This is a genomic window from Adonisia turfae CCMR0081, from assembly GCF_011009555.1.
Lineage (GTDB): Bacteria > Cyanobacteriota > Cyanobacteriia > Phormidesmidales > Phormidesmidaceae > Leptothoe > Leptothoe turfae.
Map to the genome: position 1 here is coordinate 5,402,965 of NZ_QXHD01000004.1, position 26,294 is coordinate 5,429,258.

The 26,294-nt window shown below is 47.2% G+C and carries 21 protein-coding genes; 5 read left to right on the forward strand and 16 right to left on the reverse strand.

From position 1 onward, the window contains the following. Nucleotides 1-26: 26 nt before the first annotated feature. From DXZ20_RS26970 to DXZ20_RS26980, 3 genes are all read right to left on the reverse strand, one after another. The gene (locus DXZ20_RS26970; RefSeq protein ID WP_163664058.1) at nt 27-287 is read right to left on the reverse strand and encodes a hypothetical protein; all 261 of its coding nucleotides are present in this window, start codon (nt 285-287) and stop codon (nt 27-29) included. A 276-nt stretch (nt 288-563) separates the two neighbouring features. Then, entirely contained in the window at nt 564-1,148 is a 585-nt protein-coding gene (locus DXZ20_RS26975; protein WP_348918730.1) for a ComEA family DNA-binding protein, read from the reverse strand. Between the two features lie 17 nt (nt 1,149-1,165). Continuing rightward, on the reverse strand, nt 1,166-1,561 hold the full coding sequence (locus tag DXZ20_RS26980) for a hypothetical protein (RefSeq protein WP_163702180.1): 396 nt from the start codon (nt 1,559-1,561) through the stop codon (nt 1,166-1,168). A gap of 416 nt (nt 1,562-1,977) precedes the next feature. Between DXZ20_RS26980 and DXZ20_RS26985 the strand changes: the two genes are divergently transcribed. The 3 genes from DXZ20_RS26985 (at nt 1,978) to DXZ20_RS26995 (ending at nt 5,677) form a co-directional block, all read left to right on the forward strand. Continuing rightward, nucleotides 1,978-2,916, forward strand: coding sequence for a J domain-containing protein (locus tag DXZ20_RS26985; protein WP_163702181.1), 939 nt, complete (start codon nt 1,978-1,980; stop codon nt 2,914-2,916). A 138-nt stretch (nt 2,917-3,054) separates the two neighbouring features. Beyond that, on the forward strand, nt 3,055-3,375 hold the full coding sequence (locus DXZ20_RS26990; RefSeq protein ID WP_163664053.1) for a DUF1825 family protein: 321 nt from the start codon (nt 3,055-3,057) through the stop codon (nt 3,373-3,375). 91 nt (nt 3,376-3,466) lie between these two features. Beyond that, nucleotides 3,467-5,677 (forward strand): caspase family protein, encoded by a 2,211-nt coding sequence (locus DXZ20_RS26995; protein WP_163702183.1) that lies wholly within the window; start codon nt 3,467-3,469, stop codon nt 5,675-5,677. Nucleotides 5,678-5,680: 3 nt separating this feature from the next. On the opposite strand, the gene DXZ20_RS27000 is transcribed toward DXZ20_RS26995, so the two are convergent. The 3 genes from DXZ20_RS27000 to DXZ20_RS27010 form a co-directional block, all read right to left on the reverse strand. After that, nucleotides 5,681-8,542: a CHAT domain-containing protein gene (locus DXZ20_RS27000; RefSeq protein ID WP_163664049.1), complete on the reverse strand. Its 2,862-nt coding sequence runs from the start codon at nt 8,540-8,542 to the stop codon at nt 5,681-5,683. 162 nt (nt 8,543-8,704) lie between these two features. Then, the gene (locus DXZ20_RS27005; protein WP_163702185.1) at nt 8,705-12,283 is read right to left on the reverse strand and encodes a CHAT domain-containing protein; all 3,579 of its coding nucleotides are present in this window, start codon (nt 12,281-12,283) and stop codon (nt 8,705-8,707) included. 196 nt (nt 12,284-12,479) lie between these two features. Further along, entirely contained in the window at nt 12,480-13,754 is a 1,275-nt protein-coding gene (locus DXZ20_RS27010; RefSeq protein WP_250565829.1) for an ISNCY family transposase, read from the reverse strand. A gap of 125 nt (nt 13,755-13,879) precedes the next feature. On the opposite strand from DXZ20_RS27010, the gene DXZ20_RS38600 reads away from it, so the two are divergent. Continuing rightward, the gene (locus DXZ20_RS38600; protein ID WP_163702187.1) at nt 13,880-16,471 is read left to right on the forward strand and encodes a right-handed parallel beta-helix repeat-containing protein; all 2,592 of its coding nucleotides are present in this window, start codon (nt 13,880-13,882) and stop codon (nt 16,469-16,471) included. A 288-nt stretch (nt 16,472-16,759) separates the two neighbouring features. On the opposite strand, the gene DXZ20_RS27020 is transcribed toward DXZ20_RS38600, so the two are convergent. From DXZ20_RS27020 to DXZ20_RS27050, 7 genes are all read right to left on the reverse strand, one after another. After that, nucleotides 16,760-17,620, reverse strand: a complete 861-nt coding sequence (locus DXZ20_RS27020) for an alpha/beta fold hydrolase (protein WP_163702189.1) — start codon at nt 17,618-17,620, stop codon at nt 16,760-16,762. Between the two features lie 108 nt (nt 17,621-17,728). Then, nucleotides 17,729-18,253, reverse strand: a complete 525-nt coding sequence (locus DXZ20_RS27025; protein ID WP_163671773.1) for a hypothetical protein — start codon at nt 18,251-18,253, stop codon at nt 17,729-17,731. Further along, complete coding sequence (locus DXZ20_RS27030; RefSeq protein WP_163702192.1) at nt 18,237-18,701, reverse strand: Tse2 family ADP-ribosyltransferase toxin; 465 nt, start codon at nt 18,699-18,701, stop codon at nt 18,237-18,239. Before DXZ20_RS27030 ends, DXZ20_RS27025 begins: the two co-directional genes overlap by 17 nt. A 164-nt stretch (nt 18,702-18,865) precedes the next feature. Next, the gene (locus DXZ20_RS27035) at nt 18,866-19,204 is read right to left on the reverse strand and encodes a DUF2004 domain-containing protein (protein WP_163702194.1); all 339 of its coding nucleotides are present in this window, start codon (nt 19,202-19,204) and stop codon (nt 18,866-18,868) included. 107 nt (nt 19,205-19,311) lie between these two features. Further along, a complete protein-coding gene (locus DXZ20_RS27040) occupies nt 19,312-19,902 on the reverse strand; it encodes a hypothetical protein (RefSeq protein WP_163668290.1) in 591 nt (196 codons plus the stop codon). 192 nt (nt 19,903-20,094) lie between these two features. Then, entirely contained in the window at nt 20,095-20,721 is a 627-nt protein-coding gene (locus tag DXZ20_RS27045) for a GNAT family N-acetyltransferase (RefSeq protein WP_163668292.1), read from the reverse strand. A 97-nt stretch (nt 20,722-20,818) separates the two neighbouring features. Beyond that, on the reverse strand, nt 20,819-21,283 hold the full coding sequence (locus tag DXZ20_RS27050; protein ID WP_163668294.1) for an ester cyclase: 465 nt from the start codon (nt 21,281-21,283) through the stop codon (nt 20,819-20,821). 182 nt (nt 21,284-21,465) lie between these two features. Between DXZ20_RS27050 and DXZ20_RS27055 the strand changes: the two genes are divergently transcribed. Continuing rightward, nucleotides 21,466-22,068, forward strand: coding sequence for a TetR/AcrR family transcriptional regulator (locus tag DXZ20_RS27055; RefSeq protein ID WP_163668296.1), 603 nt, complete (start codon nt 21,466-21,468; stop codon nt 22,066-22,068). A gap of 49 nt (nt 22,069-22,117) precedes the next feature. Here the strand turns inward: DXZ20_RS27055 and DXZ20_RS27060 are convergent, their stop codons facing one another. From DXZ20_RS27060 to DXZ20_RS27070, 3 genes are all read right to left on the reverse strand, one after another. After that, nucleotides 22,118-23,239 carry a bifunctional transcriptional activator/DNA repair enzyme AdaA gene (locus tag DXZ20_RS27060; protein ID WP_163668298.1) on the reverse strand — a complete coding sequence of 374 codons (1,122 nt, stop codon included), beginning with the start codon at nt 23,237-23,239 and terminating at the stop codon, nt 22,118-22,120. Further along, on the reverse strand, nt 23,193-23,966 hold the full coding sequence (locus tag DXZ20_RS27065; RefSeq protein ID WP_163702195.1) for an isocitrate lyase/PEP mutase family protein: 774 nt from the start codon (nt 23,964-23,966) through the stop codon (nt 23,193-23,195). Before DXZ20_RS27065 ends, DXZ20_RS27060 begins: the two co-directional genes overlap by 47 nt. A gap of 276 nt (nt 23,967-24,242) precedes the next feature. After that, a partial coding sequence (locus DXZ20_RS27070; protein ID WP_163703632.1) for a class I tRNA ligase family protein occupies nt 24,243-26,294 on the reverse strand: 2,052 nt, incomplete at its 5' end.

Genomic DNA, 26,294 nt, shown 5'->3' on the forward strand with positions numbered 1-26,294 from the left:
TGCAATAAATGTTAACCTACAGCTGTTCACTGATGGCTGTAAGCCTTGGTTCGGGAGCTCAGTAAGAGTGTTGCTAAACTCTCTTGGGAGTCTTGCATGTCCTGCGTAATTTCTTTATCAGCTTGATGAAGTTTTAAAATAGCCTGTATCTGGTGTCTTAATACCTCTCCGCTGTTTGCCTGATTCTCAGCGGGCATGGCTGCGTAAATTGTAGCGATCGCAATCGTCATTGCAACAGCTGTGATCCCACGATGAATTGCCTTACTGACCTTTGTTAGTCCCTGCATGGTCCCGACTCTATACTTATCTCAACCTACTCAATTCCACGGACAGACCCAGGATATTCCCGTAGAATTTGCAGACAACTCAAGTAAACTCCGCGTTTTACAAGATTGGTGTGAGTCTCATCACCATAACTTGATATACCTATCACCAAGTCAACTCAACCGTTTTCCGCACAGTACCCGACCGGATGAGAGATTTTCAGATTAAATAGATTTCCCTTCAGCCGTTTCTTATCGTCCCAATGTCTACATAGGCAAGGGATACAGCGTTCATTCACCTTAAAAACGCAAATAGTGCAATAACTCTGTTATCACCTCAGGAGGTAGCTGTAGTCGCCGTTTTAGATCTAACCAATCCCTGTAGGGACCATAGCGATGACGACCGTAAACCAACCGCTCAGCAAGTGCTAGATCAATACTCGGAATTGTTGTTAACTCCCTAGCACTTGCCTGATTAATCAGCAGCTGTCTGGGCATAACCTCACTATCGAGATCGTAATAATAAAACTGCACCACACCCTCAAATACCTGCAGTTGCTGTAAACCGATACCAGTGATGGCTGCAACATCGTCCCAACAGGTTAGCAGCATGCCCGAACGACTGAGTTCCACCAAAGACCTCGCCTGATGAATCGAAATACCTGGCAATCGTAACCAGTCATCGACAGTGGCGCGATTGGCGTCAATCCGCACTCCCAACTTTGCTCCCAATTGCACTTCATCAACTGAGCTAAAGCGATAGTAATTATCCTGAGCCAGCTTTTTTCTCAAGGGAGTAAGCCCAGCTTCTAGGGCATCCAAACCTCGCAGGGCCTGTTTAACCCAAAAACGTCGCCATGACTGTGGGGATTTCTGACGGGTCACTCAAGGCCTCCATTGCATCAGGGTATTTGCTCTAGCAAACTGCGTCGTTTTTGCTCAAACTCATACTCTGACAGCAGCCCTTCCTGCCGCAAATGCTCGATTTCTCGGAGGCTATTCGCCACACCTTCAACGGCTTCACCCAGGTTAGGGATGGGTGAAGCCCTCTGGTTATTATGCTGCCAAAGCCTTTGGAACAGAGGCTCAGTTAAATACCAAATGCTTTCAAGCAGGCAGGCAAACCGTGGTACCTGGGTTGCCCCCAAAAGCAAATAAGCCATCCCCCAGCCATACTGACCTAAATAAAACTTATGAATCCCAGCAAAAGGAACCGGAGTTGGCTGAATTGCCCCTATAAATGCGAGTAAGGCTGCAATTTTTCTATTTTTCTGATGATTAGTTTGATGATCATCCATAAACAGCCTTGGTTTTAACTTGAAGGTACGACATCGCGAATTTTAGTAATTGAGCACTATAGAGGGTGCCTAATTTTCCAATGAAACAGCTAGAATTTGATATGTGTTTATATAACATGATGCATCCATCATGCTTGACCCCAAGGGATATTTTGACTGGAGAATCTAGAATTTATAGAGGTATCCATACCTCATCCATCCAAAACGTTTGTGCTTATAGACTGTATGCTTTTTGCAAAGTTAGTTTGTGCATTCTCCTGAAAGTAATCCCTAAGGTCAGAAATCAAAACTTAAAACGCTAAAAATTCGGCTACTTTTATATCTAACGGACGGTTCAAATGTTAGTAGTCGCCGGAATTTAGCAATCTCGTGTTGTTTATGAATTGTACGTGAGCCAATTCTTAGCCTCCTGTTGCATGACCAACGCCAAGTCATTTCAAGATGAATGGATCACAGTTGCTGAGAAAGATCCCTACGCTGCCCTAGGCCTCTCTCTAAATGCTGAAGATCGTCGCATTCTTAAGCGCTATCGCCAGATAGCAAAACTTCTTCATCCCGATGTTCAAGCGACTAACCCCACTGCCATTAGTCAAATATCTGAGCAGCTGATTGCTAAGGTCATCAATCCTGGCTATCAACGGCTTAAGCAAGAGAAGAATCGCTCCGAAGTTTTGGCCAACATGCGGTTTCGCGCTAGGCAACTCGATCGTCAAGGCAAACTCGCGCCTTCTTTTGAAAGCGCTCAACAGCTTTTGCGTATTCCAGAAGCAGAAGTGGAAGTTTTTTATGAAAATACGGTTAATCAGCTAGTAACAACCCAGTTCAGCTCGACCGATGAGTTTGCCATGGTGCTGTCTGGTCTAAGTCAGCTCAACCTAGCATTTCTACACCGTAAGATCAGTAAGCCTATCCGACCTAAGCGTACTGGCTTAGTTGCCGTTGACCATAACCCTTCAGAAGAAGAAGAAAAGAAGGAAGATCCTAAACCGCCGGAACCCCCTGTTATCAACTACGCTGAAAAATATGGTATTCGAGCTCGGACATATCTGAACCAGCGTAATTACAATCTAGCCATTCAGGAGTTGAGAGAAGCGCTTAAGATCGCACCCAATGGGATTGAACTTCACTCAATGCTCGGCCAAGCCTATTTGATGAAGAAGTCTTACGGCATGGCCCGTGCCCATTTGAAGCGTGTTTTAGAATTAAACCCCAACCATTCCGTAGCGTTGAAATATAGTCAAGTTTTAGAAAAACGCATGGCTGAAAAGCGTAAGGCAGCTAGTCAGGTGGTTCCACCAGACCCTAAGCCTGAGTCAGGGCAACAATCTTGGCTTAAGAAATTACTGGGTCGCTAGGTGATCGCTAGTAGGTATTAGGTGGGGATATCTCACCTTTGCGTATATCGAAACGAGCTTTTACTCTGAAAGAGTAGTCAACGTTAACGCTTACAGATAGCGCGCAGCCAATGAAAGTAAGCCCCTGGGAGTAGATGTATGAGCTTTTTTGATTCAGAGATCGTGCAGCAGGAAGCCACGAAGCTCTTTCAGGATTATCAGGCCCTCATGCAGCTCGGTAGCAGCTACGGCAAATTTGATCGCGATGGCAAGAAGCTATACATCGAGCAGATGGAAAGCATCATGGATCGATATCGCGTCTTTATGAAACGATTTGAGCTGTCCGAAGATTTCACAGCTCAACTTACGATGGAACAGCTGAAAACCCATCTGGGTCAATTTGGGATGACACCACAAAAGATGTTTGACCAGATGCAGATGACCCTAGACCGCATGAAGTCTGAAATCAAAGAGACATAACCTGTTCGAAAGTGGGCATTGGATATCCTGCTGCGGTATGCCTGAGCAGTTTCTATTGCCCACCCTACGGGCTGCTTGAAAGGGATACCTTATGCCGACATTTAACCGTCGCCGTTTTTTACAGTTTGCCGGGACCACATTGGCAGCTTACGGGCTAAGTGAGCGGCAACTTGTTTCCCACGGTCTACGCTACGGTCAGGCATTAGCCCAACCGACGACTCGAAAATTGGCGTTGCTAGTCGGTGTCAATCAATATCCTTCTGGTAACAGTCGCTTTACAAATTTACGAGGCTGTACAACGGATGTAGAGCTACAACGCGAGCTACTGATACATCGCTTTGGATTTCAGGCCAGCGATATTCTGGTCCTTAGTGATGATGCGGCACATAAGCCTACCCGCAGCAATATTCTGGCAGCCTTTGAAGAGCATCTGATCCATCAGGCTCAGCCTGGGGATGTGGTGGTTTTTCATTTCTCGGGCCATGGTTCCCAGGTATTAGAGCCCAATTCCCCTGATGGTGATGGGCTTAACAGTACTTTTGTACCTGGTGACATTCAAGAAAATGGCACTGACGTTGATGACATCATGGGACGGACGTTGTTTTTGCTGACGTCGGCGTTATCAACGGACCAGGTCAGTGTTGTCTTGGACAGCTGCTACGCCGGCGGCGGTACCCGTGGGAATGTGCGGGTGCGCTCAGGTTTTGATGGCAATTCGTATCAGGCGAGTGCAGCGGAGTTAGCGTATCAAAGCCAGTGGTTGCGGACGTTAGGTGTAGATGTTCCGACTCTGCAAAATCGTCGCAATATTGGTGTGGCTAAAGGGGTGGTCATCGCTGCTGCCCAAAAAGATGAAGAAGCTGTTGATGTAGGCTTTGACGGGTTTTATGCGGGAGCCTTTACCTACCTGCTCACCCAGTATCTGTGGCAACAGACCGATAGCAGTCAAGGTACTGTGGTGCGCATTACCCGTGATATGAAGGATCTGTCTGGTCAGGTTCCTTTTCTGGATGCCCCATCGGAACAAGCCCAGTCAGATATCTACTTTGTTCCTGAGAAAAAACAAATTCCACCGGCTGAGGCCGTTGTTACTCAGGTGGATGGTGATCAGGCCACCGTATGGCTTGGGGGGATCGACCATGAAAGTATTACCACCTTTGGTCGGGGGGCTAAGTTTACCCCGGCAGGCTTTGAATCACTGGGTGAGGTGGAGCTATTGTCACGCCAGGGTATGCGGGGTGTTATCAAGCTCCCTTCGGCAGTGCCAGCAGGAACATTGCTACAGGAATTTTCTCGGGTGGTATCGCCTGAGTTGCAGCTACGGATTGGCATTGATCCGTCTTTGGGTCTTTATACCAGCCGGATTCAGCAGCAGTTAGGTGCCATTCCTCGGGTGGTTGGGGTCCCTCACCAGGGGGGCAATGTTCCCTACGAAAAAGAGGTGCACTACATCCTCAGTCGAATGACGGCTGGATATAAGCGACGGTTTAAAGATAAAGCGGTCCCCAATACGGACAGGATTGGCCTATTTTCCCAAAGTCTTGATGAGTGGATACCGGGCTCCTTTGGCCGTGATACTGCAGAGTCAGCTACGGATGCCGTGACACGCCTCACCCCCAAGCTTCAGTCCTTACTAGCCGCCCGATTAATCAAATCTCTACTCAAAGCTAATTCTGCCCGGTTGAAGGTAGACGCCTCCATTATTGGTGAAGTAGCTGAAGTAGCTGGTGAACAGGTTGAACTGATTGCCTCAGCCTTCACCCCCCGTGGTGAATCGGGTGAGGCACAGTCAGGGGGTACTCACCAAATTTTGCTAGATCAAGATTTTCGGTTTCGGGTAGTTAATCACGAGCCTGAGCCTCTGTATATCAGCATTGTGATATTTGTTACCGATGGGCGGATGTTTGTGGTTTTGCCGCGTCCTCAAAAGGGCCGTGAACAACAGATTGCTGAGAGTCGTCTGGAGGGCAATGGTACAGAGCTTTATGCCCCATCTTTGTCAGAAAAAGAAAAGCCGCTCTATGGTCAAGAACGGGGTCGGGCCGAGGCATTAATTATTGCAAGTCGAGAGCCGTTTGTGGAAGGGTTGGCCCAGCTGCAAACGCTAGCCACGCTGCAAGCCCTGGGTGAGCGTAGTGACAGTGAGTCGGCTGAGCTATCGTTGAGAGCGGTGAATACGCTGCTGGGTGAGATCAGTTCTTCCCGGAGTGCACCGTTGGATAATACAGCGATGACGGATGAGCTGCCCCAGATTCAAACCGCTGATATTGCAGCATTTTCGATTTCGGTTGAGGTGGTTTAGTGGCTACAGGGTATTGCCGATTAACGTCATCGGTGCCCAATAGTAGGGATGGGCAAACAGTGTTGAGCCATTACCTTCCGTTTCGCGTTGGCCAATAATGCGATCGCCACTGGTTGTTATTGAGTCTGTACTCTGGATAAAGGCAATTTGGGCCGTTTGTAATGCCTCAGCTTTAGTGACGGGGTTAGCTGTGGTGCTTTGGGCCAAATTGGTGTAAAAATTTTGCATCAACACGTTAGTACTTGAGTCATTGACGTTCCAAAGAGAAGCCATTACCGCATCAACCTGACTTTTTAGAAACCAGTAGCTCAGACCCACCACTTCTATTTCATCTTTGTCATCCCCACCCAATGCAGTTTGACAGGCGGACAGGACAACTAAATGCACATCTTCCAAATAGCTGCTTAGATCATCAATTTTTGGGGTAGGTAGCCGTTGTCCGTCGCCCATAAGCAAGTAAGGATCGTCCTCAGACGCTACCCATTCACCATGGGTGGCCATATGGAGAATTTGTTGACCACCAAGGGAATCTCGCAATGTCTCAAATGTAAAATCATCATCAAGTAACTGTTGCCCAGGGTAAATACCTTTGGTGTCGTTGGGATTGTCTTCTTCACGGATAATGGCATCTAGCTCAATGGGCACATTAGGGAGAGCGTTAAAGTTTCCAATTTGTTGTGACACACCCACACCCAATACCGAAACACCATCGGTCCCTACCGGAGAGCGATCAGTCACATCCGTAAGCGCAGCCGATAAAATTGTGCCAACAGTATATTTTTCAATTAAATATTGTTCACCATCGTAAAGGGCCGCCAGGGGTAAATAACGGATTACCCGATCTGGAGAGAAAACCAGGTGTTTTATGTCCTGGTTACTGGCAAGCTCTGTTTCAAAGGGGGCAATTAACCAGTCATAAAGCTGTTGTCCCAGGCGCTGAATTTCTTCGATGTCAGAATTGCGATTTTCCACCAAGGTTCTAAACTGAACCACGGTCTGGCCAACCTCCTGACGGCTCACAGGCAGTTCTCGTCGACCAATGACACGACCATCGGCAGCCCACAGCAACCACAGTTTGTCTTTAAGCACCAATGGATAAATAACAACGGTGCCAGGTTGCTGATCAATAATATCTTTGGCCGTTGTCGCAAAGTTCTCAGGATCTAACAAAAGGTTAGATTTGTCGCCCTCTGCCAGGCGATCGCCAATAAAGGTTTTGAGGCTGTTGACGGCTTCTCGATATTGACGAAACTGATCGTCCCGTTGAGATCTCAAATCTCCTAATTTCTCACATTTAGTCGCTTCACAGTCCTGCAGCTGTTTACCAAATTCCACCAATGAGGAGTACTGCTCTACCATTTCCTTTTCCTTTGGTAGCAGCGTCACTTTCGCATCGCTATCGCCAGCCCGTTCGTCCGTATACTCTGTTAACTCCTCAACCTTCAGCAATTCCAATACCTCCTGGGCTTCGAGAACCCTCCCTTGCTCCAGCAGCAGGCCAGCTAACGTACGATAGCTATCCGCCACCGTATCTGTGTAGGACTGTAGCAAAGCCTGATCTGCGATATCCTGACGAATATTTTCCCGTACCGTGACCGCCTCCTTAAAAAAGGCAATGGCTAATTCCGGTTGGTCATCTGCCTGAAACGCATAACCCAGGTTGCTTAGGGCCAGTCCGGCTTCGTGGCGATCGCCACTTTCACCACTGATGGCCAGAGTTTGACCAAAATACTCAATCGCCTTTTGAGATTGCCCCAAACGGCCATAGACATGGCCTAGATTTCCTAGGGCTCTGCTTTCTCCAGGCAGATCTCCTAGCTCACGGGCAATCACTAGCTGCTGTTCTAAAAAGTCGATGGCCTGATGCCACCGACCTAAACGACTGTAACCATAGCCTAAATTACCTAAGGAGCGACCTTCATCAACGCGATTACCTAGTTCGCGTGCGATCGCAAGGGTTTGCCCATAAAAACCAATCGCCACCTCAATTTGATTCAACCGGGAATAGGCATTGCCCAAGTTACCTAAGGTCCGTCGTTCCCCAGGGCGATCGCCAAGTTCTCGGGTAATGGCCAGTTGTTGTTCCAATAGGTCAATGGCCTGCTGGTACTGCCCCAGGTCGATATAGACATTCCCTAAATTTCCCAGGCTACGGCTTTCACCTGCTCTGTAGCCAAGTTCTTGGGTGATGGCCAGTTGTTGTTCTAATAAGCTGAGGGACCGTTGATACTGGCCCAGGTTGTCGTAGGCAATGCCTAAATTACCCAAAACCGAGCTTTCGCCTAGACGATTATCGCTTGCACGCACCAAAGGCAGTACTTGTTCGTAGTATTCAATGGCCCGTTGATATTGGCCTAGATTCATATAAGTACTACCCAGATTACCCAGAGCAAAGATATGTGCCTGGGGCTCAAGGTTAAGTGCCAGAGCTTGTTCATAATGGTCAATGGCTTGTGGGTATTGACCGAGCATGTCATATACCTGGCCCAGGCCAGTTAGGGCTCTACTTTCTGCGGGGATATTATGAAACTCTCGGGCAATGTCGAGGGATTGTTGGTGATGGTCAAGCGCTGGTTCGGCCTGGCCCAAGGTACGAAATAGAATTCCTAAACTATTGAGGGTATTGACCTGGTTCTCACGGTTACCGGAGGCTTGAAAAAGTTCAAGGGCCATTTGCCAGGAGACGTATGCCTCTTGATATTGACCGCGATTAAATTGCTCTAAGCCTTGATTATGCAGCTGTATGGCTCTGCTTTCGTCGGTTATAGGTTCAATGGTTTCTTGGGCGACTGCCTGCGGCATTGGCAGGGCTACAGGTGATATGAGGGCACCTATGACAATCAAGGTTGAGAGAAAACGTTGCATAGGTGCAGCTCAGGGAAGGGTTGTTTGTATTTACAATTCCCGTTTGGGTGTTTCGGAGCATAATCGTGCCCTTCGACTCCGCTCAGGGCACGCTGGCTGAGATTGTTGGCTTCGACTCCGCTCAGCCAACGGTATCGGTAGAAATCTCCTAATCAGCAAGACCTACAGACCATTACCAATCAAAATAAACGGAGCCCAATAATACGGATGCGACAATAACGTACTCCCCTGTTCTGCAGTCATTCGCTGACCAATAATACGCGCCGTATCCGCCGCCAATTCCTCCCCAGACCCAATCCACATTAACTGAGCCTGTTGCAACGCCTCAGTTTTAGACAACTCACCCGTCGCCAAATTCCGATAAAACTGCTGCATCAGCAAACTCGTACTCACATCACTCACCCGCCACAGCGACACCAGCACCGACTCCACCCCATGGTCCAAAAAGAAATAACTCATCCCCTGAATTTCCAAACCATCCGCCTTGGCACCCCCTAAACCCGTCTCACAGGCCGACAGCACCGCCAAATGCACATCCTCCAGATAATCCCCCAAAATCCGAATCTCCGGAATCGGCAGCCGCTCACCATCTCCCAACAGCAAATAAGACTCATCCGAACGGCCCGGCACAAACTCACCATGGGTGGCAATGTGCAAAATGTTCTGCCCAGTTAACCCATCCCGCAAACTATTAAACGTAAACGCCTCATCCAACAAACTGGTGCCGTCATAAATCCCGTTCGTATCCTCACCGTCCTCTCGCACAATGCCATCTAACTCCACCGGCACATAGGGCAACGGATTAAACTCCGCTGTACCCGCTGAAACCCCAGCCGCTAAAACGCTTATGTCAGCAGGAAAGCGATCGCGCCAGTCCGTCAGCTCCTCTGACAAAATGTGACTGATGCCATATTTCTCAACCAGATATTGCTCCCCATCATGCAGAACCGCCATGGGCACATAGCGCAGGTTACGGTCCAGGGCAAACACCAGATTTGTAATGCTCCCCGCCTCTAATTCTTCTTCAATGGGTTGAACTAACCACTGATAAAGTTGTTGCCCCGTCGCTTGTAGGGTCTCAATATCCGACCTGGGGTTATCCAACAGTTGACGCATTTGCACCACCGCATTGGCCACCTCAGAACGACTGACTGCAATCTCCCGACGACTGACCACTCGGCCTTCCGTAGCCCACAGCAACCACAGCTTATCCTCCAGCACTAACGGATAAATAACCACCGTACCAGGCTGTTGTTTAAGGATTTCCCTGGCCTGACCGCCTAAATCTTCTGGGTCTAATAAGGCCTGATCAGCCGCCAACTGCTCACGAATAAAGCTAGACAGTTTATCCACATTATCTTGATAGGCCCGCGCCAGATCATCGCGCTGATTGCGAAGCTTGCTGAGCTGGTCACAGCGGCTCTGTTCACATTGAGAAACGGCTTTACCAAATTCCACCAGGCTGCCGTGGCTGATTAACAGCGATTCTTCCTGGGGCAGTAGGGTAACACCGCTAGCACTATTAACAGCCCGCTGGTCATCAATATAGTTACGAATTTCTTGGACCTTTAACAGTTCTAAGACTTGCTGCGCTTCCAGAATGCGTCCCTGCTGCAATAACAAGTCTGCTAGAAACCGATAGGTGGCTTCCACACTTTGCACATAGGATGCTTGCCGGGCCAGGGGAAGTGTTTCCAATTCGTCCCGTAGGGCTTCGCTAACAGTCACCGCTTCTTTGTAAAATGCGATCGCAATTTCCGGTTGATTTCGCTGGAAATAAACATAGGCAAGATCTCGCAAGGTCACCCGTGCCTGAAAGCGATCGCCTGTTTGACGATGCAGGGCCAGGGAGTTCTGAAATGCCAGAGTGGCTGCTTCTAGCTGGCCCAAACCCTCATAGCTGAGACCAACCATACCCCACGAACTGGCCACCGCTGGGATATCCCCCACCTCTTGATGGATAGCAATCGCCTGATGAAAGGCCACAAGGGCATTCTCATAATCATTGTTATGGTAAGCTTCTAGCCCAATAGACGTATAGGCGTAGCCCTCCTGTTGCTGACTGCCCAACTCCTGGGCGGCGGCCAATTGTTCCTCGGGTGACAGATTAGCCAAGTCATCTTCTGGTGCCTCAAACAACCCGATACGATACTCTCGCCGCTGAGATCGCACCTCCTCCGCTTCAGCTGATAATGTCTCTTGTTGAGCAGACTCGCCTAGCTCCAGAGAAATATTAGCCAGACCATCCAGGGCCATGCTCTCGGTAAACGGTTCATAAAAGTCTCGACCGATGGCCAGAGCTTTCTCTAGAGATGCGATCGCATCTCCATAGCGCGCCAGTTTCTCATAGGTACGCCCCAAATCTAGATGGGCATAGCCCAGGGAACGCTTTTCTTCTAGGGTGGCTAACGGTACTTGAGACAGCGGTGCATAAATTTCCTCAGCCCGGCGATAGTCTTCTAATGCGGTGGTATAGTCTCCCCGCTGATAAAAGACATCTCCCCTGAGTAGTAACGCCTGTCCCACTTGATAAGGGGCCCCTAAAATCTCTCCATAGGGTGTTTCCAAAAGGGCTTCATAGGTGGCCAAGGCCTGGGTCTCCAACTCAAAGGCCCTATCATAGTCACCCACAAAAAAATAATTTTCCCCCAGGCTCAGCTGATATTCTGCCACCTTCCAGGCATCACCAACTGCTGCCATGGCGGCAATGGCCTGTTCTTGAAACCGACGCGATTGTTGCTGAGCCTCCGCCTCGGTCTGCAACCCGACATCGTTTGGTTCAGCAAAATAGTAAATTGAGCCAATACTCTGTAACATCTGACCTGTCCAGTGGCCATAGTTCAAAGATTGAAAAGTGGCCAGGGCCTCCTGACAGTACCCTAAGGCAGGTTGAGACGCGCCCACAAAGCTATAGGTTTCACACAGATAATGTTGTGTGGTGGCGATGCCGGTTGTGTTCCCTAACCGTTGATACTCAGCATAAATGGTTTCCAGACCCTCAATCACCTCGGTCAGGATCGTAATAGCAGAGTCAAAGTCATTGTTAACAAAATCCACCAGACCCACATTTCGAGTTTGTAAAACAACCTGCAATTGGTCTTGCAGAATAGCCTCGACAGGACTGTCTGGATCAGGATTATCGACCAGTTGCTGATAGTTTGCGATCGCGATTTTAGCCAGAGCCCTGGCAGCAGCATACTGTTCCAGTCGAAATTGAATAATTGCCTCGGTACGGCTGATATCTGCCTTTAGGCTTTGTTTAGAGCTGCTAGAGCCATCTGACAGAGTCTGGAATAGCCGTTTTGCCTGCTCTAACGTTTCAGAGGCCAGTGTCTCGCGTTCAAACAATAGATAGACATAGGCCAGTTCAGTCAGAGTGTCAGCCTCTCCCAGGGGATTATCTGCCGCTTGATACTGGGTTTGGGCTTGTTCTAAATAGGGAATTGCATTGACAAATTGCCGTAGTTGGCGATGGAGGCGGCCTGTTTGGTAAGCAGCCTGGGCTTGTTGTAAGGTCGTACTCTCTGAATTTGAGAGAATAGTTTTGTAGGTTGCGATCGCGTCTAGCCAGTGACCCTGACGTTGCTGAGTCTGGGCTTGGGCAATAGCATCGCCGATAACAAAGGCAACAGATGTGGTTTGGGAGCTATTCGCCGATTTGGCCCACCCTCCTACGGACTGAGCAGAGAAACCACCCGTAATTAAAACCGTAGCCAGTAATCCAGTTACTATTCCTGCCATCTTGGTTTGCCCCCAGCAAGATCGTCGACTTCCTTAAAGAATTTAACTGTATTGAGCAAACGTGACTGTATTAGGGAGAGGTCTAAATAACTAGCGTCAACAACCGCAGACCCATCCAGCAATTCCAAATTCCAATGTACGGACAGGAGTGGTATGTAAGAGAGACTCCTGTTGAGGATGTCAGTCACGATGAGAATCAAGAGGTATTTCGAAAGGGACCCGTCGGCTTGGTATCATCGAGCATGAACTCAATCAATGCGTTCCAACTCTCAAACCAGAGGTACTTGGTCAAGGCGACAATATCTTGAAAAAAGCCTTTTCGGGTACCTCGAATCTGTCGAATTCGTTGATAGCGCTCGTCTACATATCCCAAGATGGTATGAAACAGGAATGCTAACAGATTTAGGGTCAATAAGAACGAGGCTAGATGCTGTTGCCCATGGCCAAAATTGTGCTCTAAATGATAGCCCTTCGTTTTGAGGACATTGTGGTTTTCGTTTTCAGTTTTCCAACGACTGCGAGCCGCCTCAACTACAGCAATGACCTGCTGCGGGGTATTGAGCTCTAGTGGAGTGATCCAACTGTTGTGATAGAGTCGCTTGCCGTCTCGTTGTCGAGTGACGGTGACCTCACACCAATTCAGTACCCGGTCCGACGGGGTGCCACCTAATGGAACATCGGTTAAATATCGGTACCGATAGTGGACGTTCTCCTTACCCTGAGTTCGCGTTTTCTCGATGGTTTTGACCTGACCCTTGGCTGCATTGAACTCAATCCAATCGTAGAGCACTGGATGCGACTCCGGTAAACACACGAAGATGAAACTCATTCCCTGAGCTAGGACTGTTTCACACATCGGTAGACGACTGTATAGATCATCGCCGAGCAAAATCACATCTCGCTGAGCGAACATCCGTCCATGAGTCGCTATCCAACGCTTAGCTGCAGCCTGCTCACAATCTTGCTTCTCATGACCATCTTGAGGATAAATAAATTCAGGGGACAACGAAATCACCGATGATTGGCTCGGCGACACCACCACTGGCAAGATAGCTTTATGACTGTAGGTGACCTGGCCATTGCGATGCGTCTGGATTGAACAACACGGACAACTTACCTCATGCGAACTGTAGTATTGGGTTCCATCTAGGGTGACCAATAGATGCTTGCCAAGTACCTCAAACCCACGCAGATATCCCTGTTTCTCTAAATCCTGATAATTCAAGATGAACACACCCGATAGCCCCCTCGCAGGAAGCGGGTCGAGAATATTACGAATTTGTTCGACACTCGGAATGTTGGTCAAGCCAAATAGACTCTGGGCATTGTCTTGACCATGACGGCTTTGCAACTGTCGTTGGTACTCTAAGAATGACGGGCTTTGCATGAAAAACGCACTAAATGCTCCCAAGACCGCATCTTGAAGGCTATAACGAGTCGCGTTACTAGGCTGACGTCCATCCTTCATCATTCCTATGCATGAGGTCAGACTTCCGAGCACACTGTCGAATCCGAGCACACTTGAGACCATGACGACTATCTTGCCAAGGGCAAGACCCATTCGAATGAATTGACTCTATCGGATAGGGGCACGCTGTGCACAACTCGATTGCTAGCTCCAGGACACAGACACCTGTTCTTAAGTCGGAATTTGGAATTGCTGCTCTCCCTGGGAGAATCGCCACACCGGTTTCCATTGATGAGATCGCTCAAACTCAGACTAGTCAAGCTCAGACTGCCCAGTCCACTACCCCAGAAACAATCCCAACAGAGACAGGAGCTGCTGCGCTTCGTCTGCAACCCTTCTTCAATGTCAACTACAACGAAGGTGCTGGCTTCAAGGGCTTTAGTAGCTTTGGTGGTTTTCTCCCGCTGTTTCAAACACCGGGGCAAAATGTTACCTTTATTGATGGTCGTGTGAGCGTAGATAATACCGGCGACTTTGGCGGTGGCTTGCAAGCTGGCTACCGAGCCCTGCTAAACGACAGTACAATATGGGGGGTCTATGCTGGGCTAGATGCTCGCAGTACGGGCGAGCGTACCTTTACCCAGGTGGGCATTGGCACTGAGCTACTAGGAGAGAACTGGGACTTAACGTTCAATGCCAACCTTCCGGATAATGCCCGTCAGGTCATTGCCACCGAAACCCAGGTCATAAACCCTCAGTTTGTCGGTAATCAATTGTTGTTTGATGAGCAGCGAGTTGACCAGGTGCAAGCTGCTGTGACCACCGTGTCACTCGACAGTGGCCTTGAGCTGTTTGACTTTGGTGAAAGGAGTAGCTTGTGGGGGCGAGGCGGTGTGTATTATTTGGGTGGAGAAGCCTCTCAAACTAGTTTAGGTATTCGGGCCTCGCTAGACTACCGCATTCAAAACAACTTGCGTGTTGGTCTAGGCGTTCAGAATGACGGTGTATTTGGCACGAACGCGGTCTTTTCAGTGAGTGCGTTGTTAGGAGCCCCAACAAAACGTCCATCTGATACGGAAGAAAATTCACAAGCGCGGCTGTGGGCCAGAGCAGGAGAACCCATTGCGCGGACCAACACTGTTTTGGTAGAGGAACGAACGGATGTCTCGATTCTCGAAGCTGCCTTTGTTGCTATAAACCCAGATACGAACCAGGCGTTTGTTTTCCATCATGTCGACCCGACTACAGGGGCAGCCACAGCGACGGGTACCTTTGAAGCGCCGCTTGATACCATTGCCAATGCCACTACTATTGCCACAGCTAACGCCGACAACATTATTTATGTGCAGGCGGGTGATGCAGGCGGTGCCTTTACACTGCCAGATGGGGTAGACGTGCACTCAGTCGGGCCTACACAATTGTTAAATACTCAGTTTGGGGAAGTGATATTGCCAGGCTCTGGCAGCGGCAACTTACCGACCGTTAGCGGCACTGCAACAATCGGCAACAACACATTAGTTTCGGGTCTGGCGATTGATCCGGCTGGGGCAGATGGCATTGTGGCTAATGGTGAGGGTATTGCGATTGAAGATAATATAATTACCAATGCCAATGTCGGCATTAACCTGCCTGATATTGATGGCACCGTGGCGATTGTTCGCAATCAAATCTCGACTACAACTGACGATGGCATCTTCTTTGGTGGCATTAACGGAACAGATAATGCAACGGTTACCGTCGCCAATAATACCTTGAACACAATTGGTGCAGCGGGCATTGAATTTGGCCTCATTGAGGGAGACGCCACCGCCAATATCACGGTGGAAAACAATCAAATTACGGATGCTCAACTCGACAATATTTTCTTTGATGACATTGAGGTCAATGCGGTTGCCACGATTACAGTCTCAGACAATGTGATTGATGCAGAAAATGTGGATCCGCTGATCGCAGGGGGGGATGGTATAGAAGTTGATAACATTGAAAATAATGCCAATGCCACCATTACCATCGCCAATAACCAAATTAGCAATGTAGCGTTTGAGGGTATTGAGTTTGGTGACATTGAAAATGATGCGATCGCAAATATCACCGTTGAAAACAATCAAATTCTTAGTGATGAAACAGGGATTGAGTTTGACAGTATTGAAAACCGGGCTAACGCGACCATTACTGTAACCGGCAATACGATTACGGTGGCGAATGAAGAAGGCATTATCTTTGATGACATTGAAAACGATACCGTATCTAATATCACCATTGCAGAGAACATTATTCTCGGCGCGGCGACAGAAGGCATAGAATTTGACATTATCGAAGATAATGCCAATGCTACTGTTAATGTCCTCAACAATCAAATCTCGGACGTAGGGGAAGAGGGCATTTTCTTTAATGATATTCAAGAAAATGCCACAGCAGCGATTACAGTGACTGGTAATACCATCACCAATGCAGGTGATGACGGGATTGAACTCACCTTAATTGAAGACAATGCCAACGTCACTGCGACTGTGACCGACAATACGATTACCAATCCTGGCGCTAATGGCGTGCGAATCGAGCACACGGCTGATACAGACTTCTGCCTGGCACTCGATAACAACAGTGTTACTAATCCTGGCGGCGATGGCTTTGAATTGGTGAGCAATGGGGCCGGTCAGTTTCAAGTGCTTGACCAGGCAAATGTTACCGCAAGGAATGTTGGCACCTTTAACCCCAACGATATTGACACCAATGCGGCCTTTGCAGAGGGTACGGCGGGAGTCGCTCCTTGCCCCTAACGGTTGTTTTCGTGAGGCCTGGTTACACAAGATACACCGCGTCCAGATCCACAGTTTTTCCTTAAGCTAAAAATCCGGGTTTCAAATTGGACGTGGTTTAGCCACAAATCAGCTTTTTCTACTCTTTTTGAATGCCGCCTTTCGCTCTATTTAATGGAAAAATATAGCTTCTCGAAGTGCTTCAATAATGTTTTGCTGTTGTATTTGCTCTAAATACTCAATAGCCTTTATTACAATCTGAAAATCGCTATATCTTCATCCGAAGTGTTCGTAACAAATACAAAGTTCTCATTCACTTAGGAGAGCTTTGGCGATCGATTCAATCTGATTCACCACCACTGAGATATGTCCTTCATTTGGATACATTACTAGCTTAGTCGTCGGGAGAGTCGCAGCAATCTGCTTTACCAGATCAAGTGGAACGTTCCTATCCTCTTCACCATAGAACAATGTTAGCGGCATCCGAATTTCATCTAAACTAAAGTCCCACTTCCTGAAGTAAAGCTGAAGATCCCAGGCAGTTCCTCGTGTTCCTGAACGAAGTCCCTCATTCAAAATTTCACAGCTTTGCTTTATTTGACCTGGCGATTTTATCACCGCATAATCTGCTGCTGGAAGTCTTTTTTTTAAGGTTTTTAATAGTTTGTCTGGAGGGGCATTAAGCGATCGCTGTGTTAATCTCATTGAGACTTGATAGAGCCAGGGAAAATACTTGATTAAAAACAAATCCCAACGCTTGTATTTCAGCAAATCCGCAGCGGTAAATTCCCATGCGCCTGAGACGATAACGGCTGAATATAATCGATGAGGAATCTTTGCAGCACAGGCAGCAGTATAACCTCCTCCCGACGAAACACCCAACACTGAAAATTTATCTAGCCCCAAAGTATCGGCAAGAAATATAACGTCCTTAGTCCAATCAGAAAATCCGCGATTCGGTTGAAAGTTTGATTGCCCTATGCCCGGTCGGTCTGGCGCAATCAGTCGTAGGCCTAATCGAATAAATACTTCATCGCCTAACAACAACGGCTCTAAACGAGAAGCTCCGCCACCATGAAAGTAAAGAACGGGATGCCCGTTAGGGTTGCCGTACTCTGCATAGGCTAATCGCCGGTTGTCAGGTAGAGTTAGCAAATTTGTTGTCTTCATCGTGACTTTTTTCAATTGGGTGCTAAGTTTAGTATCTTATCGTTTTGGAGTTCACGTCCTTCAACTTTGCAGGCTAACATTTGAGTTAGCTAGGTTGAGCAGACACCATTATGCAGCTAGCAAACGACTCATCTGTTCTTTCAGTAATGGAGATACTGTCAAAGGCTTGTAAGTTTCACCTTCGTAGGGCTGCCAAACATAGCCTGAACTAAACGCTCTAAATACAGATGGTGAACTAAGTGCCTGCCAAATACTCTCGGATAAAACCAACCCTGGCATACTCAGGGTAGATGACTCATCTAGTAATTCATCAAACGTTCTGAATTCATCAACTTCAAGTCCGACTAGCGCGTAACGAAAGGTTGGAGCAGACTGCAAATGTTGATAAAGCAAAATACCTAGCTCTGTCATTAAGTAAGCTGAGTCCGGTGCCTCAATACCTACTTCGCTTATGCCATCAGGACATATTCGGCACCACCAGTTTCCATTAATGTCTTGAAAAACAGTGGGACAGCACTGGGATTGAGAACCATTTGATAGAGACCATGAAACAGTCTCAAAATGCTGAGCGAATTGCTCTGCCGTGTTCTGATTTGAGCCACATTCCGCCGATAGACTAAATACCCACGCCATCATCAATCACCTTTTGCCAATAGTTCTGAGTTTTTGCTAATGCTTCCTCATACCGTTCTAATAGCATTGTAACCCTTGGCATAATGCTGACATGGGTAGCGCTGTCTTGGATGGCTTCTAAATCTCCATTAATGTGCTTGCTGTCAATTTGCCATAATGGATCTCTACCTGTTCCTCCGAAAGCCTTCGGTTTCCGAAAAGGCGGTAGTCCTTCAATAGATAGCGATGTGGACATGCCTTTTGTATGTCGGATGGCGACTTCCACTTCTACACCTGAATCATTTCGTTCCGCCTCAAGATACAAATAACCTTGAGCATCTAGCCAACCTTGCAGCATATGAGACACATCAATATCCAATCCAGGTCTCACGCCTAGAAGACGAGCGCTACGACCTATTTTTGGTTTGCCATTCGTCGCTGCCATACCTCGATAGTAAAGCCGTGCCATCGGGTTACCAGAAATTGACTTCAGAGGTTATGTTAAATCATTTATGGAATACCCAAGGAATATTAAGGTTCGTACATCGAGGCTGGAAGCTAACGGCGACATTCACCCTCTTGCTTTAAGGAATTTATGAGCTTTTCGCTGAGATCCAGCTAAATCCTTATATATTAGGATCCCATGCAAATCTCATCGATGTTTCCGCTATCGTCGAACTGAACACTGAGAATGTAGTTTGAAACGTCTCCAGGCAGAGTAAAGTCAAGCTGTTCGAATTCGCCTTCCTCTTCACCGGAGGGAGAGAGCAGTATCAGAAGTCCCAAGATCTGTTTTGAATCTGGCTTAGCAGTTCCCAGTCTTTCCAACCAATAGGCGGCGTCCATTTCGTCTAAGTGATGTGAGACAAACAGATCAGCACCGAATTCACCTTCCTCAGTTCCAACAGAACCTTGAATAACTTCAAGAGCCACCTGTATTCGTCGGGCTAGCTCGTTTGGAATTGCGGTCATTTTCAAGATGCGCGGCTAACAGGGAGCTGAGCGGCGGTCAGTATTTCTGATTTTAGTCGATAGCTTTGAGCCCGTCAGCACCAACGCAGTGTTAGCTGAGTAGAGTTCTACCTGTGTGCTATCTCTTTGTAATATCTATCTATAAAAGGTTCAACTATGTTATTTTCCCAAATCTGAAACTCGATATACTTTTCAAAATCTCCTTCCCAATAGCGTTCATAATTATGGTAGTCATCATCACATGGCATTCCATACTCGCTAATCAAACTATTGAGTTCGTGGAGCAGGAAAACCTTCCCATGGTAAGGCTTTTTATTGTCAGATAAAGCGACATAACTATCTGGAAAAGTAAAAGACGTCGTTTCTGGATTCAAATCACAAATTGGTATGCTTACTTCAAGGTGCTCTTTAGCCAGATGCTTAAGCCAGGTTGATGCACCGAGAACAAAGTAGAAAGGATAGTTTCTAATCGGTTTTCCACCACGTTCTATAAAAAGACGGCGCAAGTCATTCTTAATCTTTCGCCTAGTGTTAATGTAATTAGTCCCATATCTTCTCTGATAACCAGCATCATATTTGTGTCGATTTCTTAGCTCTTGAAAGATAGGACTATCACTACCATTTTCTAGATCAGATAAAGTCAGGAATGGTTGGCGATCTGCTAAATGATAATGAGTGATGAAGCTTGGTACTTTCATACAATTATGGAAAAATCTAGAACTAGCTACTCGCTCATGTTCTGATTTGATGCAACCTCTGACGGCAAAGTCAGCTAACGTTGCTGTTCAGCGGTTGAAATGATATCGAAACTCCACCATGAATTCTTGGCAATTTACTGTAACAGAATTATTATGCAACATCAACAATCTTGGTCTAAAGTAGCTAATCGGTCATGGATTACGCTTGAGTGTCCAAAATGACGGTGCGTCGGGTGCGAACCTTTGCTCGTGAGCGATTTCGAACCCATTTTTCTGGTAAAAACGTACTGCTTGTCCTGTAAACGTTACGACATAACAGGGTAAGCCCTCATCACTCGCTCGTCGCAAAATGGGCTGTAGTAAGCGACTACCAATCCCTTGTCCTTGTTGTGCTGGATGTACCACCATCAGCCCCAAATACCAAAAGGGGGCACTGCCCATGTCTTGTTGATGGGCTATTTCAGTTGTGTACAAGACATTCAGCCATCGTCCTAATCGATTCCAACCCACTTTCATCGGCAACCGATATAACTGAAGTTGCCATAAAATCTTTAATTGCTGGTGCAGGTTGCTAGAGAATTCTCCAGGTGGTAACCAGGCCGCAATGCCTTGCAAGGCTGATGTCGTGTAGATATGTTCATACTGTTTGCAGTAGGCCATGACCCTATTAGTCAACCAAGTTAAAGCTTGAAATCGTAGGTCTGGATCGTCTGGTGTCAGATAGCTAAAAACCGGATCAGATTCAAATGCATTTGCGGCAATTTCACTTGCAGCCGGAATTTGTGACTGTTGTAACTGGACCACATCAAAGCAATGCATGATTTACTGACCTGAACATGAGGTTGAAGTTTATCGGGCGATGAATTTCCAGATACATCGCCCAAACGTGTTATCGGTCTCTTAATTTCAACAATGACTAAGCATCGGGTATAAGTCCCAATTGCTGCATCACAGATAGCAAGTTAGTTTCGTACCACCACTCGCTGATCTTGCCATCTTTAATTTTGAGCATTGTAAAATCATTTACTCTCACCGTTTTATTGGTTGCAGGCATCCCTAAAAAGGGGCCGGACTGCTTACCTTCTAGGGTCGATCGATAAATAACTACGTCATCTTCAGCCACAACATTTTCGATGGTGTTCTTGAGTTTGGGAAATCCAACAAACAGATCTTGATTGAACTGTTTATTAGCTTCCAAGCCAACAACTTTATCCGGCAAACTATTGAAGTGATAGATGATATCGGGAGCCATTAACTCATCCCAAACTTGTTGCCAATTTGGTTGTGTACCCCAACCTTCTTTCGCAAACCGAAGAGCCATCTTCTTATTCACTTGGCTTAAGTCCTGAGTGATAGGTGATGAATTTATAGGTTGAGCCATTGATGGAGCCTCCAAACTAAACATTAATAGCGAAAAACAAATAGCTAAACCTGAGACGAACTTGACTGTCCAGCTAAGAAGCTGGATCGTTCGACTTTGCAATGAAGCGTGCATAAACTATCCATACGTTACCGTATGTTTTAATTTAAGCTATGATTTTGAAGGTGTCAATACGGTAGCGTATGGTTGAAAAACAAAGAAAGAAAAGCCACGATTTGAAGCTTGCCAGGCAAGACTGGATTAATGCAGGGTTAATGGTTCTAGCAGAAGGTGGTATAGAAGCGGTCCGAATAGAGCCATTGGCGAAGCGGATAAAGATGACAAAAGGCAGCTTCTATTGGCACTTTAAAAATCGCAATGATTTACTGGATGCAATTTTGGCTGAATGGGTAGAGCTGGATACCAACGGCATTATTGAACAGGTCAACCAACTTGATGCTGATCCGAAGACGAAGTTACTGTACCTATTGGAACTGGCATACGCAGATAACGATTTTATGCCTGGTTTGGCCGATGGCGGAATTGAGAATGCCATTCGTGCTTGGGCAAAGAGTAATCAGAAAGTGGCTGAACTCATTGCTCATGTTGATCAACAAAGGCTCAACTACACCAAAGCATTATTTCTCAAAATTGGATTTTCTGAGGCTGAGGCAATGGTTCGCGCCCGCCTAGCTTACTATGCCTTGGTGGGTGAGTTAACGATTGGGATAGACCCCCATCAAGTGAATCGTCAAGCCGCAATCCGAATGCAATACGATATTTTGACTTGCAACATCAATGGATAAATCTAACAGCGTACCTAGACCTATAACTCATGCCGCATAACGTTTGCCTTCAACCGCCGCCTGGAGCGTAGCGGAAGGCGGTCAGTTGCAAGGCATTGTTATGCACCTCATGCTCCAAGAGCCAACGTTTTCGTTCCAGGCCACCACCGTAGCCCAATAAATCGCCATTTTTACCAATGACACGGTGACAAGGAACAATAATTGAGACTCTGTTGCTCCCATTGGCTGAAGCTACGGCCCTGATTGCACTGGCTTTATCCATCGACAATGCCTGTTGTTGATACGTACTGGTTGTTCCATACGGGATATGTTGCAAGCTTTTCCAAACCGTTCTCTGGAAGTTCGTACCTGGCGTGTCCAAGGCAACGCTAAAAGTTTTCCTACTGCCGCTGAAATATTCTGCAAGCTCCTGCCTTGCTTGAGCAATGTGGCTGTTTTCTCCTGCAATAATTTTTGCCTTGAGTAAACGTTGTAAATCCTTGAATTCTGTTTCCAACATTTTTCGGTCAACAAATTCCAGCAGACAAACACCAATATCTGAAGCACACACAAACATGGGGCCAATAGGTGTTGTTAATCTGTCAATCAGGATGACTTTGTCTGTATTGATAGGGGAGACACCAAGCAGCTTTTTATAGGTGTAACCAAACCCACTGAGTGAGTCATAACCGCCATCAAGCGCGCTGTCTGTCACTCGTTTGCCACTTTTGAGTTCATGCACTGCATTGTTAATCCGGTACATTCTCTGAAATTGATGGAAGGTAATGCCGTAGTGTTTGTTAAACCAGCGACGCACTGACTTAGAGCTAATACCATTCTGTTTAAGGACATAATCCGTTATTTTTTCTTTGGGATTATCACGCACCAGACTAATCGCATGCTCGACCTGAGATGGAGCCTGATGGGCATTCTCCGTTGGTTTACATATCTTGCAAGGCCTGTAACCAAACTCTAAAGCCTCTTTATAGCTAGTATAAAATTCGACATTCTCAAACTTGGGTTTTCTGGCTCGGCAGGTTGCAATGCAAAATACTGAGGTTGTTTTCACGCAGACATAGAAAATACCAATGTAGGCAGGGTCTTTATTGAGTAATGCTTGATAGTATTTTTCCGCTTGGCTTGTCTCAGTGATTTTCACCGTTAAAAACCTCTGAAAAAGAACCTTTGGCATAAATGCTACTTAACGTATTCTCAAGCTGTTGGTGGATATAGTTAAATAAAAAGTTGCCCATGCTGATTCTTTTCACACCCAGGGCCTGGAGTACTTGAAAATTGGGCAATTCTGGCATACACATTACATTGAGCGGAAGCGTACAAAATTGCATGACTGCTTCGATGTCTTTAGGAGTCTGAATGCACGGCAAGAATATACCGTTTACACCTAAACTTTCGTAATGGGGAATTCTTGATTTTGCTTCAGCCACCGGGTCATCATAGCCTAAAAGAAAGACATCACTGCGTATATTGAGAAACATGGCAATATTATCCTGTTGCAGCTTGTTAAGCATACGCGCAATACAGTCAGTAAAAACGACTGTATCAACAAGGCTGCGTTCACCATCAACAACAATACTGTCTTCAATATTGACGCCTTCAACACCCAAAGCAGCAAGCTTTTGAATATTTTCGGCGATTTCAATGGGGTCGCGACTATAACCAGACTCAATATCAACCGTTAATGGTAGTGTTGAATGCTTTTGAATAGTTTTGACGACCTGATACAGCTCTGAAAATGCTATTTCTTCACCATCTGCATACCCTAGCGTTGCTGCAATCGCAGCACTGGACGTGCCCATAGCTTGAAAGCCCAGCTTTTCAGCCAACTTGGCGCTGGAGGCATCCCAAACATTGCAAAGTAATAAAGGGTGTTCCTGGTTGTGTAGGGCTTTGAATGACATTGGTACATTCCTTTTATGTGAAAAGGTAAGTATACTGACGCGTGATTTTACCTACAACCGAAAACTGGACAAGTATTTTGGCGCATAACGTTGCCTATCACCCGCCGAAGATAACCTCTGCATCCTACAGATCTACTTTCGGCGGTCGGTGTGCATGGGCGTTGTTATGCTGAGATCGCTTGCTCCGACGAATTCATAAACATGGTACGTTCCCAGGAATTTATCGGCAGAGTGATTAAGGGGTTTAGTAGGGAACGCACTCTACAGCAGGGGCGACTATGTGGTTTGTCGCTTAATCCAATACTGCATTTCTGTATTATGGAGCGTGACGGCTCCACTGTAATCGGCAACTACGAGCTCATCAAACCTCACCTCAGTTGCCAACACCTCACTTTCGACTGTAGCACGGTGTGCCTTTAAGGAGTCTAAAACGAGTCCCGACGTTTGCAACCCTAGCTGAATCCGATCAGAGATGGCCAGCCCTGCATTTTTTCGGGCCTCCTGTAAGTGTCGGATAGCTTGACGCATCAGTCCTTCCTGTATTAGCTCGTTAGTGAGGTGAGTATTCAGAGCAGCAAGATAGCCCTGATCTTCGATAGCTGCGTACCCGTCTGGACTTTTAGCCTTGATTAAAAAGGCTTCTGGTTCGAGATGAACAAGGACTCCCTCTAGGTCGATGACGGTGTCAACATGATTGCGGATATTATGGACAATCTCGCGGCTATCGAGCGTGGTCAGCGTTTGGATCAATATCGGTAACTGTTTACCCAATCGCTTGCCCAGTAGCGGTAAGTTGGGTTTTACGATGTAATCAACAAAGTCAGTAGCTAACTCTAAATAAGTCACCTGTTTGACGTTGATTTCTGCTTTGAGTTGAGCTTCAAATCTTTTGAGACCAGCCATCTCAGCTGCTGTTCGAACTCGTACTAAAAGCTCTCCTAATGGCTGCCGCAGCTTTACCCCAGCCGTCGATCGCGCGGCTCGTCCCAACTCAACTAGGCGGATCAAGATGTCCATATCTTGCAGTAATACAGCATCGATAGCCTCTTCTTCCCAAGGGCTCCACTCCGCCAAATGTACCGATTCAGGCTCATTTGGAAAAACACTCAGGACCAGATTCTGATAGAGGTGTTCGCTGATAAACGGAGCCATCGGTGCCATCAGCTTAGTCACTGTTACCAGCGCTTCGTATAAGGTCTTATACGCTGATGCTTTGTCGCGATCATTTTCAGATTTCCAAAAGCGGCGACGATTGCGACGGATATACCAATTAGACAGATCGTTAACCACAAAATCGCGGATCAAACGGCTGGCCTGGGTAGGGTTATAGTCATCTAGCTGATCGGTAACGGCTCTGGTCAGCGCATGTACTTTGGCCACTAGCCAGCGGTCAAAATCAGGACGATCAGGCACCACTTGGATCAGATCGGGGGCATCAAGATTGGCATACAGCACAAAGAACCCATAGGTATTCCACAGGGTCATGAGAAAATCTTGGACGGTATCGTCCACTAGAGATTGGGAAAAGCGTTTAGTGGTCTCCGGTGGACTAGCGCTAAAGAGATACCATCGCAAGGCATCTGCCCCCTGAGCGTTGAGGACTGTCCAAGGGTCCACTGTGTTACCTTTGGACTTCGACATTTTCTCGCCGTTCTCATCGACGATATGCCCCAACACGATTACATTTTTGAAGGCAGGCGAATTTTCCACCAGGTGGGTCAAAGCACCCCTCGATCGCTGCTCGTCTCCAGGATCTGTCAGCAGCGTGGCCAGGGCATGTAAACTGTAGAACCAGCCACGGGTCTGATCGATCGCCTCACAAATGTAGTCGGCTGGAAAGCTCTGGGCCAGAACATCTTGATTTTCAAACGGGTAGTGCCACTGGGCATAGGGCATCGCCCCTGACTCAAACCATACATCGACGGTGTAAGGCACACGCTTAAACAACTTGCTGTTTCGTTCAAAGGTAATGTCGTCGATGTAGGGGCGATGCAAATCCAGCTCAGACAAATCCTGTCCGGTTAGGGTTTCCAGCTCTTTGACGCTGCCGACACAGATTTGCTCGCTCTCATCTTCGCTTACCCAAATTGGTAAGGGGGCTCCCCAATATCGTTCACGCGACAAGGCCCAGTCAACATTGTTTCTCAACCAGTCGCCAAAACGACCTGCCCGGATATAGTCTGGGTGCCAGTTGATTTTGTTATTGTTGTCCAGCAGCTGTTGTTTAACTGCCGTAGTCCCCAGATACCAGCTCTTTTTCGCGTAGTTGATCAGGGGCGTATTGTCCCGATAGTTAAACGGGTAGGTATGGGTCAGCGTCGCTGCCCT

Excerpts from the sequence above, each read along its gene's own strand:
- DXZ20_RS26980 (WP_163702180.1), bottom strand. The coding sequence starts at position 1,561 with ATGGATGATCATCAAACTAATCATCAGAAAAATAGAAAAATTGCAGCC.
- DXZ20_RS27020 (WP_163702189.1), bottom strand. The coding sequence starts at position 17,620 with ATGAAGACAACAAATTTGCTAACTCTACCTGACAACCGGCGATTAGCC.
- DXZ20_RS27005 (WP_163702185.1), bottom strand. The coding sequence starts at position 12,283 with ATGGCAGGAATAGTAACTGGATTACTGGCTACGGTTTTAATTACGGGT.
- DXZ20_RS27050 (WP_163668294.1), bottom strand. The coding sequence starts at position 21,283 with ATGGCTCAACCTATAAATTCATCACCTATCACTCAGGACTTAAGCCAA.
- DXZ20_RS27025 (WP_163671773.1), bottom strand. The coding sequence starts at position 18,253 with ATGGCGTGGGTATTTAGTCTATCGGCGGAATGTGGCTCAAATCAGAAC.
- DXZ20_RS27045 (WP_163668292.1), bottom strand. The coding sequence starts at position 20,721 with ATGCATTGCTTTGATGTGGTCCAGTTACAACAGTCACAAATTCCGGCT.
- DXZ20_RS27000 (WP_163664049.1), bottom strand. The coding sequence starts at position 8,542 with ATGCAACGTTTTCTCTCAACCTTGATTGTCATAGGTGCCCTCATATCA.
- DXZ20_RS27010 (WP_250565829.1), bottom strand. The coding sequence starts at position 13,754 with ATGATGAAGGATGGACGTCAGCCTAGTAACGCGACTCGTTATAGCCTT.
- DXZ20_RS26985 (WP_163702181.1), top strand. The coding sequence starts at position 1,978 with ATGACCAACGCCAAGTCATTTCAAGATGAATGGATCACAGTTGCTGAG.
- DXZ20_RS26970 (WP_163664058.1), bottom strand. The coding sequence starts at position 287 with ATGCAGGGACTAACAAAGGTCAGTAAGGCAATTCATCGTGGGATCACA.
- DXZ20_RS27065 (WP_163702195.1), bottom strand. The coding sequence starts at position 23,966 with ATGTCATTCAAAGCCCTACACAACCAGGAACACCCTTTATTACTTTGC.
- DXZ20_RS27030 (WP_163702192.1), bottom strand. The coding sequence starts at position 18,701 with ATGGCACGGCTTTACTATCGAGGTATGGCAGCGACGAATGGCAAACCA.
- DXZ20_RS27035 (WP_163702194.1), bottom strand. The coding sequence starts at position 19,204 with ATGACCGCAATTCCAAACGAGCTAGCCCGACGAATACAGGTGGCTCTT.
- DXZ20_RS27060 (WP_163668298.1), bottom strand. The coding sequence starts at position 23,239 with ATGCCAAAGGTTCTTTTTCAGAGGTTTTTAACGGTGAAAATCACTGAG.
- DXZ20_RS26990 (WP_163664053.1), top strand. The coding sequence starts at position 3,055 with ATGAGCTTTTTTGATTCAGAGATCGTGCAGCAGGAAGCCACGAAGCTC.
- DXZ20_RS27055 (WP_163668296.1), top strand. The coding sequence starts at position 21,466 with ATGGTTGAAAAACAAAGAAAGAAAAGCCACGATTTGAAGCTTGCCAGG.
- DXZ20_RS27040 (WP_163668290.1), bottom strand. The coding sequence starts at position 19,902 with ATGAAAGTACCAAGCTTCATCACTCATTATCATTTAGCAGATCGCCAA.
- DXZ20_RS26995 (WP_163702183.1), top strand. The coding sequence starts at position 3,467 with ATGCCGACATTTAACCGTCGCCGTTTTTTACAGTTTGCCGGGACCACA.